9 protein-coding genes are annotated in these 8807 nt (G+C 74.1%); 6 read left to right on the top strand and 3 right to left on the bottom strand.

What is annotated here, in order from left to right; translation table 11 throughout:
- Positions 1-105: 105 nt before the first annotated feature.
- On the bottom strand, positions 106-324 hold the full coding sequence (locus LCD31_RS20595) for a hypothetical protein (protein WP_224960352.1): 219 nt from the start codon (positions 322-324) through the stop codon (positions 106-108).
- 290 nt (positions 325-614) lie between these two features.
- On the opposite strand from LCD31_RS20595, the gene LCD31_RS20590 reads away from it, so the two are divergent.
- Positions 615-1667 carry a nitronate monooxygenase gene (locus LCD31_RS20590; RefSeq protein ID WP_224960351.1) on the top strand — a complete coding sequence of 351 codons (1053 nt, stop codon included), beginning with the start codon at positions 615-617 and terminating at the stop codon, positions 1665-1667.
- 91 nt (positions 1668-1758) lie between these two features.
- Positions 1759-2391: an MOSC domain-containing protein gene (locus LCD31_RS20585; protein WP_224960350.1), complete on the top strand. Its 633-nt coding sequence runs from the start codon at positions 1759-1761 to the stop codon at positions 2389-2391.
- On the opposite strand, the gene LCD31_RS20580 is transcribed toward LCD31_RS20585, so the two are convergent.
- Positions 2366-3373: a methyltransferase gene (locus LCD31_RS20580; protein ID WP_224960348.1), complete on the bottom strand. Its 1008-nt coding sequence runs from the start codon at positions 3371-3373 to the stop codon at positions 2366-2368. The two genes, LCD31_RS20585 and LCD31_RS20580, sit on opposite strands and share 26 nt — an antisense overlap.
- A gap of 60 nt (positions 3374-3433) precedes the next feature.
- Positions 3434-4102: a GntR family transcriptional regulator gene (locus tag LCD31_RS20575; RefSeq protein ID WP_224960346.1), complete on the bottom strand. Its 669-nt coding sequence runs from the start codon at positions 4100-4102 to the stop codon at positions 3434-3436.
- 135 nt (positions 4103-4237) lie between these two features.
- Between LCD31_RS20575 and LCD31_RS20570 the strand changes: the two genes are divergently transcribed.
- From LCD31_RS20570 to LCD31_RS20555, 4 genes are all read left to right on the top strand, one after another.
- Positions 4238-5044 (top strand): sugar phosphate isomerase/epimerase, encoded by an 807-nt coding sequence (locus LCD31_RS20570; RefSeq protein WP_224960344.1) that lies wholly within the window; start codon positions 4238-4240, stop codon positions 5042-5044.
- 177 nt (positions 5045-5221) lie between these two features.
- Positions 5222-5986, top strand: coding sequence for an SDR family NAD(P)-dependent oxidoreductase (locus LCD31_RS20565; protein WP_224960342.1), 765 nt, complete (start codon positions 5222-5224; stop codon positions 5984-5986).
- A 100-nt stretch (positions 5987-6086) separates the two neighbouring features.
- Positions 6087-7424: a GntP family permease gene (locus LCD31_RS20560; RefSeq protein ID WP_224960341.1), complete on the top strand. Its 1338-nt coding sequence runs from the start codon at positions 6087-6089 to the stop codon at positions 7422-7424.
- Between the two features lie 90 nt (positions 7425-7514).
- Positions 7515-8807, top strand: a 1293-nt coding sequence (locus tag LCD31_RS20555; RefSeq protein WP_224960340.1) for a dihydroxyacetone kinase family protein, incomplete at its 3' end; no start/stop codon positions are given.

The following is an 8807-nucleotide window of genomic DNA, read 5'->3' as shown; positions in this document are numbered from 1 at the left end:
CCGCGCCCCCCCGCCCCCGGGGGGGGGGGGGGCCCCCCCGCCCCCCCGCCCCCCCGGGGGCGCGCGGCCCCCGCCCCCCCCCCCGCGGGGCGGCCGGGCACCGGGTCAGGCCGCCAGGCCCAGCGCGTCCAGCGCGGCGCCCAGCGAGGACAGCGTGGCGGCCACGGTCGTGTCCAGGGCTTCGGCGATCGGGGTGAGCTCCGCGGCGTTCGCGGGCAGCGCCAGCCCGACCATCAGCGCGGGCACCGCAATCGCGGCGAACGCGATGCGGCGGACGTGCGAGCGGGGCTCGGCGGCGGTGGTCTGTTCGGCGGTCGTGTTCATGAGGATCACCCGTTCTCGTGCTCGATCGCTTGCTGTGCCAAGAGATTCGCCGCCGGGATGGCCGCGGGCAAGGTCGTTCACAGCTCGTTTTCGCGTTCGGTACACGCCCGGCGCACTCGTGGCGCGGGTCGCAGACCTTCGGTGGTGGCGCGGGAACGCCTCGATCCGAGACCACCCGGATTCCCGGGCCGGACGGCCGGAATGCGAACAGGTGGGAGGAGGTGTGATCCGTCCGACCCGGCGGAGCGCGCCACTCGCGCGTGATCTGGGCCGTCACTAGGGTCCGGGACATGATCGAGCAGCGGAACGCACCGGTGATCGCGGCGCCGATGGCGGGCGGGATCTCCACGCCCGAACTGGTGGCCGCGGTCGGCGGCGCGGGCGGATTCGGCTTCCTGGCCGCGGGCTACCTCGCAGAAGACGACCTGGCAGGGCAGATCCGGCGGGTGCGCGAGCTCAGCTCGGAACCCTTCGGCGTGAACCTGTTCGTGCCCGGCCCGCGGCGGGACCTGGACCTGGCGGAGTACCGGGAGCGGGTGGCGGCCGAGGCCGAGCGCTACGGCGTGCAGGCCGGGTCCGGTCACTGGGACGACGACCTGTACCAGGCCAAGGTGGAGCTGGTGATCGACGAACGGGTTCCGGTGGTGTCGTTCACCTTCGGGCGCCCGGAGAGGTCCACAGTGGACCGGTTGCACGAGGCCGGCGCGCAGGTGGTCTGCACCGTCACGACACCGGACGAGGCGCGGCTGGCCGCCGAGGTCGGGGTCGACCTGTTGTGCGTGCAGGGCTCCGAAGCGGGTGGGCACCGCGGCGTGTTCGAGGACGATCCGGACTCGCCCGCGGGCGGGGAGCCGTACGGGCTGCTGGGCGCGCTGCGCACGATCTCCGGGGTGGTCGACCTGCCGCTGGTCGGCGCCGGGGGTGTCGTGACGGGCGCGGATCTGGCGGCGGTGCTCTCGGCCGGCGCGGTGGCCGCGCAGCTCGGCACCGCATTCCTGGTGTCGGCGGAAGCGGGCACCGCGCCGACCCAGCGCGCCGAGCTCGCGGCGGGCACCAGGAGCACCGCGATCACCCGGGCGTTCAGCGGGCGTCCGGCGCGGGGTCTGGTCAACCGCTTCCTGCGGGAGCACGGGCCGCACGCCCCGGCCGCCTACCCGCAGCTGCACCACCTGACCAAGCCGGTGCGCGGCGCGGCCGGGCGCGCCGACGACCCGGAGGCGATGTCGCTGTGGGCGGGGCAGACCTACGCGCAGGCGACACCGCGGCCCGCCGCCGAACTCGTCCGCGAACTCGTCGAGCAGGCTCGGACCGCGCTCGATGCCGCGGGTGCCCGCCTGCGCTGAACTGCCCGGTCCGCTCGGCCGTGTGGCGGAAAACCTCGTGCGCCGGAGCCGGGGACGAACATAGGTTGACCGGGTGGGCCATGTGCAGTCAGTGAACATCGCGGTCCTGCGGACCGGCGAGTGGACGGGCCGGATGGGCAGCACCGGCATCGACAAGCGACCGGTGCCGGGGCCGGTGCGGTTCACCGGGAGCGGTGTGCACGGCGACGCCGTGGTGGACCGCAAGCACCACGGCGCCTGGTACCAGGCGGCCTACGCCTTCGACGTCGAGGACCTGCGGTTCTGGTCGGCGGAACTGGGCAGGGAACTGGTGCCCGGCAACGCGGGGGAGAACCTGAGCCTGGTCGGCTGCGACGCGAGCACCGCCCTGGTGGGGGAGCGCTGGCGGATCGGCGGTGCGGTGCTGCGGGTGACCGCACCGCGCGACCCGTGCCGGGTGTTCGCGGGGTTCTGGGAGGTCAAGGGCCTGGTGAAGCGGTTCGCCGCGGTCGGTCGCCCCGGCGCCTACCTGGCGGTGGAGCAGCCGGGGGAGATCACCGCGGGAGATCCGGTCGACGTGCTCAGCAGGCCGGAGCACGCGGTGACCGTCGCCGACGTGCTCGCGCTGAACCTGGGCGACCGGGACCGCCGCGAGCACGTGGTCGCGGCCGCCGCCGACCTGCCGGAGAAGTTGCGGGTCAAGCTCGGTCTCGCCGAGCTCACCGGTCCGGAAGGCATTCGATGACGCCGTGACCGTCGTCGAGCCTGGTGACGGAGGCGATGAACAGCCCGGCCGCGCCGACGATGCGCTCGGTGCGGTCGAGATCGCGCATCCGGCCACCGACGTAGACCATCAGCCGCAGGTCCATCTCGGTGAACTCGCCGTCCTGGTCCGGCAGGAGTTCGATGATGAGCACGCTGCCCTCCCGGCCGTCCGCGCCGGCGGCCTCGGCGCACCGGCCGAGCAGCCGCACCGCGTCCGCGTCCTCCCAATCCCCGAGGACGTCGCACAGCACGTAAGCGTCGGCGCCCGGCGGTAGCGGGTCGAAGAAGTCGCCGACGACGACCTCGGCGCGATCGCGCACCCCACGCGACTCCAGGTACCCCTCCGCGGTTCCGGCGGGGCCGGCCAGGTCCACCAGCGTCCCGAGCAGGTCCGGGTGCCGTTCCAGGAGTTCGGCGAGCAGCACGCCCTTGCCACCGCCCACGTCGGTCACCCGCCCGAACCGCTCCCAGGGGACCGCCGCGGCGATGGCCGGGGCCAGCTCGTCGGACTTGGTCTCCATCAGGTCGTCGAAGGAGTCCGACAGCTGCGGGTCGTGCGCGAGGTCCTCCCGGAAGGAGCGGCCGAACGCGGCGGGATACGCGGCGTGGTGGCCGCGGACCTGCTCGACGAGTTCCACGAAGGCCAGGTCGGCGCGGCCGACGGCGCCGTCCAGGTCGAGCCATTCGCGGCTGCCGCCCGGGGCGTCGGCCTGGAGGGCGCGGGAGGCCTCGTTGGGGCCGAAGACCTCCGGTTCCGGTTCGGTGAACAACCCGCGCCGCACCAGGTACCGCAGCACCCTGCCGAGCGGGTCGGCCTCGGCTCCGGATCGCTTCGCGATCTCGTCGAGCGGGAGCTCGCCGTCCTGGACGATGTCGGCCAGGCGCAGCGTGGCGGCGGTGCGCACGGCGAAGGGCGTGACCAGGTCGGCCATCGCCCAGACGTCCACCGGCTCTGGAGCCATGCGGGGAGGATAGGCGCAGCGGCGGTCACCGGCAGGGGCGGTGCGCGGGGAACGCGCCCCTCAGCCCCGCAGCACCGCCACGATCCGCTCGGCGGTCTCCTGCATGTGTTCGCGCACGACTTCGCGGGCCCGGGTGGAGTCGCCCGCTTCGATGGCGTCGACGATCGGCGAGTGCCGCTGCCAGGCCATGTTCCGCACCGCCAGCTCCGGGCCGGAGCGCACGATGGTGGCGCGGGTCAGCCCGGAGATGTGCTGCCAGGACTGCACGAGCGCGGCGTTGCCGGTGAGCTCGCACATCCGCTGGTGGAAGGCGAGGTCCGCCTCGACCAGCGCGGCCATGTCCTGGCCGAGGTCGCGCAGCCGGTCGACGGCCGCGCGCAGTTCGCCGACGATCGCGGCGCGGTCGTCGGCGCCGCACAGCGTCTCCACGGCCAGCGATTCGAGGGCGGCGCGCACCGCGAAGATGTCCCGGACCTCGGCGCCGCTGAGCGCTCGCACCAGCAGCTTGCCGCGTTCGTCGGCGACGACGAGCCCTTCCTGCACGAGGTGGCGGAGGGCTTCGCGCAGGGTCCCGCGGGAAACGGAGAGCGCTTCGCTGAGCTCGGTCTCGATCAGCCGCCTGCCGGGTTCGAGTTGCCCGCTGCTGATCGCCTCGCGCAGCTTGCGCAGCGACTGCTCGCGCAGGGTCTGCCGGTCGACGCCGCCGAGCGCCGGAACATCCAGGGACACCAGTGGATCGCCTCTCTGCTCGCTGACCCGCACATCGTAGTCCACGGCCGGGTCGGCGAATAACGGTCGACTGTTGACAGTCGACTCGACGCGTCGTTAACTGTGCGCTACCTGACGCACGAAGGAGTGAGGCAGATGCCGGAGCTGGGCTGTTCGACGATCTCGTTCCGGCGGCTGCCGGTGGCCGAGGCGCTCGCGACCATCCGCGAACTCGGCTTCGACGGCATCGACCTCGGCGGCCTGCCCGGCGTGTGCGACCACATCCCCACCCCGCTGACCGGGCCCGTGGACGACCTCGTGGAGCTCGTGCGGGGTTCCGGGCTGCGCACCTGGGCGATCAACGTCGACCCCGGCCCGCTCAACGATCCGCGGCTCGACGAGCGGGACCTGCTCACCGCCGGGCGGGGGCTCGTGGAGCTCGCAGCCGAGCTGGACGCGGCGGTCATCGTGCCCTGCGGCGCGCAGCAGCGGGAGCCGTTCGCGGAGGAGCGGACCGACCTCGACCGGATCGCACGCGGCCTGCGCTCGCTCGGCGACCTCGCGGCGGAGCACGGGGTGCGGCTGCTGGTCGAAGGGCTGCACCACTTCCGCTTCTGCCACACCACGGACCGCGCGGCCGCGCTGCTGGAGCGAGTTCCCGCCGAGTCGGCCGGGTTCGTGTTCGACGTCAGCCACGTGGTGGCGGGCGGTTTCGACGAGGTCGCGTTCGCCGCGGACTTCGCCGAGCGCATCGAGCACGTGCACCTGCGCGACGCCGAGCCCGGTGACATCAACCTCAGCATCGGCCGCGGCCGCGCCGACTTCGCCGGGGTGGTCCGGGCGCTGCGGAAGGCCGGCTACGGCGGCCGGTACGTGCTGGAACTCGAAACGCACGACGTGCGCGAGCAGGAACGCCCCGCCGCGGCCGCCGCCGCGAAAGACGCGATCACCGCGCTGCTCTGACCGCGGCACCGAGCCACCACGCGGCGGGCGCCCGGCAACGACTCGTGGCACCCCGTCCCGATCCGCCGCAACGCGCGGCAACCCATCTCCACCTGCGACACCCCGCCGCACGCGCGGCACCCACGACTCGCGGCACCGGCCCCGGCGCCGCACCGGACCGAACTCAGGAGGACCCGCATGTCCGACACCGCCCGCACCGCCCTGATCACCGGAGCCGGCTCGGAGCGCGGCATCGGCCGGGAGACCGCCCGCAGGCTCGCCGCCGCCGGTTTCGACATCGCCGTGCTGGACCTCGACGGTGCCGCCGCCGAGGCCACGGCCTCGCTGGTCGCGGCCGAGCACGGCGTGCGCGCCCTGGGCGTGCGGGCCGACGTCACCGACCAGGACTCGGTGGACGCCGCGGTCACCGCCGTCGAGAACTCGGAGCTGCCCCCGATCGCCGCGCTGGTCAACAACGCGGGCATCACCCGGCCGACCCGCTTCCTGGACATCGCGCCCGCCGAGTGGGACCTGGTGTTCAAGGTCAACGTCACCGGCACGTACCTGGTGACCCAGCGGGTGCTGCCCGGCCTGGTCGAGCGGGGCTACGGCCGCATCGTCAACGTGTCCTCGGTCAGCGCGCAGCGCGGCGGCGGCGTGTTCGGCGGCTCGCACTACTCCGCGGCGAAGGCCGCCGTGCTCGGGCTCACCAGGGCGCTGGCCAGGGAGGTCGGGCCGAACGGGGTGGTCGTCAACGCCGTCACGCCCGGGCTGATCGACACCGACATCACCGGGGGCCTGCTCACCGGGGAGCGCAAGGAGGAGCTGATCGCCGACGTGCCGGTGGGCCGCAACGGCCGGACCGGCGACGTCGCCGCGACGATCGCGTTCCTGGCCGGGGAGGACGTCGGCTACATCACCGGCGCCACCTTCGACATCAACGGTGGCTCGCACATCAACTGACGCGTCCCGGACCGACCCGCCGCGACGTGCGGGGACGTGCTCGTGGAAGCTCACGTCCCGCCCGCGGCACCGCCTCAACGACGAGGATCACGGAGCGAACATGGCCCCCTCCCTCCTGCTGCTGCACACGACGATCGCGGTCGTCGGCATCGTCGCCCTGATCGTCGGGGCGCGGCTCAACCCGGTCATCGTGCTGGTGCTCGGCTCGCTGTACCTGGGGCTGGCCACCGGCCTCGGGTTCGAGGGCACGGCGAAGGCCGTCACGGACGGCTTCGGCGGTCTGATGGCGGAGGTCGGCCTGATCATCGGGTTCGGCGTGCTGCTCGGATCGCTGCTGTCGGCGACGGGGACGTTGCAGCGCATCGTCGAGCTGTTCCTGAAGGCGTTCGGGAAGTCCCGGTCGCCGTACGCGCTGGGCCTGTCCTCCGGTGTCGTGTTCCCGGCGATCTACTTCGACGTGGCGCTGGTGATGCTGGCGCCGATCGCCCGCTCGGTGGCGGCGCGCACCGGGGCGAGCGTGGCCGCCGTCGGCGGTTCGCTGGCGATCGGCCTGGAGGTGGGCCTGCTGATGGTGCTGCCGGGAGCGGCGGCGCTGGCGGTCAGCGGCTCGCTCGGCGTCGGGTTGGGCGCGATGTTGGTGTGCGGCATCGGGATCGGGGTGCTCGCGATCATCATCTCGGTGTTCCTGCACGGCAGGTTGATGCGCCGCACCTGGGACCCGGCCAAGGACGAGGCGTCGGCCGGGGACGGCTTCCAGGGCATGGACGTGGCCCCGGAGGAATCGCCGCGCCGCACCCTGCCGCTGGTCGTGCTGGTGCTGCCGGTGCTGGTGCCGCTGGCGCTGATCGTGCTGGGCACGGTGACGGAGACGGCGGGCGCGGCGATCGGCTGGATCTCGTTCCTGGCGGATCCGGTGGTGGCGCTGCTGATCGGTCTGCTGATCGGGTGCGCGCTGACCGCGTGGACGCTGTCCCGCGATGCCGTGGAGCGGGCGCTGACGAGGGGTGCGTCCACGAGCGGCACGATCCTGCTGTTCACCGGCGTGGCGGGGTCGCTCGGCGAGGTGATCAGCAGGACCGGCGTGGGCGACGTGGTCTCCGGGATGTTCCACGCGGGCAGCGCTTCGCCGCTGCTGCTGGCGTGGCTGGTGGCGGCGCTGCTGCGGCTGGCGCAGGGTTCGGGTTCGGTCGCGGCGATCACGGCGGCGACCCTGCTGGCGCCGGTGGTGGGCGGTCTGGACACCCCTGCGGTGCTGGTGGCGCTGGCCGCGGCGGCGGGGGCGAGCTTCGGCGGACACGTCAGCGACAACACCTTCTGGATGTTCCGCACCATGCTGGGCCTGTCCACCCGCGGCGCGTTCCAGGTGTACACGGTCGCGCAGTCGATCATGTCGGTGGTGGCGCTGCTGCTGGTGCTGGCCGCGGACCTGGTGCTGTGAGGCGGGAAGGTCATCCGGCGCGGCGGTGTCCGCGCACCGCACCCTGGTAGCCGGCGCGGGAGCGCCCGCCGGTGATCCAGTGAGGGAACGATGACGCGCTTGTTCGACGACCCGGCCTCGTTCGCCGAGGACGCGCTCGCCGGGTTCTGCGATCTGCACGTGGACCAGGTGCGCCGGGTCGAGGGCGGCGTGGTGCGGGCGGTGCCCGCGGACGAGGGCAAGGTGGCGGTGGTCGTCGGCGGCGGAGCCGGGCACTACCCGGCGTTCTTCGGCTTGGTCGGGCCGGGTTTCGCCGATGGTGCCGTGGTGGGCGGCGTGTTCGCCCCGCCGTCGCCGCGGGCGGTGCTGTCGGTCGCCCGCGCGGTGCACTGCGGTGCCGGGGTGCTGTTCGTCCTCGGCAACTACGCGGGAGACGGTGCCGGGTTCGGTGCCGCGCAGGAGCGGTTGCGGCTGGACGGCATCGACTGCCGCACCGCGGTGGTCACCGACGACGTGGCCTCGGCACCCGCCGGGCTGAGGTCGGCGCGGCGGGGGATCGCGGGTGCGTTCGCGGTGTTCAAGGTGGCGGGCGCGGCCGCGGAGGAGGGGCTGGCGCTCGACGAGGTGGAGCGGGCCGCGCGGCTGGCCGACGACCGCACCCGCAGCTTGGGCGTCGCCTTCGAGGGCTGCACCTTGCCCGGCGGGCGCGAGCCGCTGTTCGAGGTGCCGGCCGGGAAGATGGGCCTGGGGCTGGGCATCCACGGCGAGCCCGGTTCCTCCGAGTTGGACCTCCCGTCGGCCGACCGGCTCGCGGAACTCCTGGTGGACGGTCTGCTGGCCGAGGCCCCGGCCGATGCCGGTTCCCGGGTCGGCGTCCTGCTCAACGGGCTGGGCAGCACCGGTTGCGAGGAGCTGTTCGTGCTGTGGAACGACGTGGCGCGGCGGCTGCGCGGCGCCGGGTTGGAACCGGTGGAGCCGGAGGCCGGGGAATTGGTGACGAGCCTGGACATGGCGGGCGTCTCGCTCACGCTGAGCTGGCTGGACGCGGAGCTGGAGCGGTTCTGGCGCGCCTCCGCCGACACGCCCGCGTACGGCAAGCGCGTCCGCCGCCGGGTCCCGGCCCCTCCGGCCCCCTCGGCGGTGCTCGAACGGCTCGCCCGCGGGGCCGAGTACCCCGGCACCGGCGCGCATTCGCGGGAGACCGCGGCGGCCCTGGTGGCGGTGTTCGGCGCGGTGCGCCAGGCCGTCGAGGACCACGCCGCGGAGCTGGGCCGGGTCGACGCGGTGGTCGCGGACGGCGGGCACGGTCGCGGCATGGTGCGCGGGACCGCGGCCGCGCACGAGGCGGCGGCGCTGGCGGTGCTGGCCGGTGCGGGGGTGCGGTCGACGTTGGCGCGGGCGGGC

This window comes from Saccharopolyspora sp. 6M (genome assembly GCF_020176775.1).
Taxonomy (GTDB): domain Bacteria; phylum Actinomycetota; class Actinomycetes; order Mycobacteriales; family Pseudonocardiaceae; genus Saccharopolyspora_C; species Saccharopolyspora_C gregorii.
Note: the sequence above shows the minus strand (reverse complement) of the source record. Positions and strands in the feature narration are given on the sequence as shown.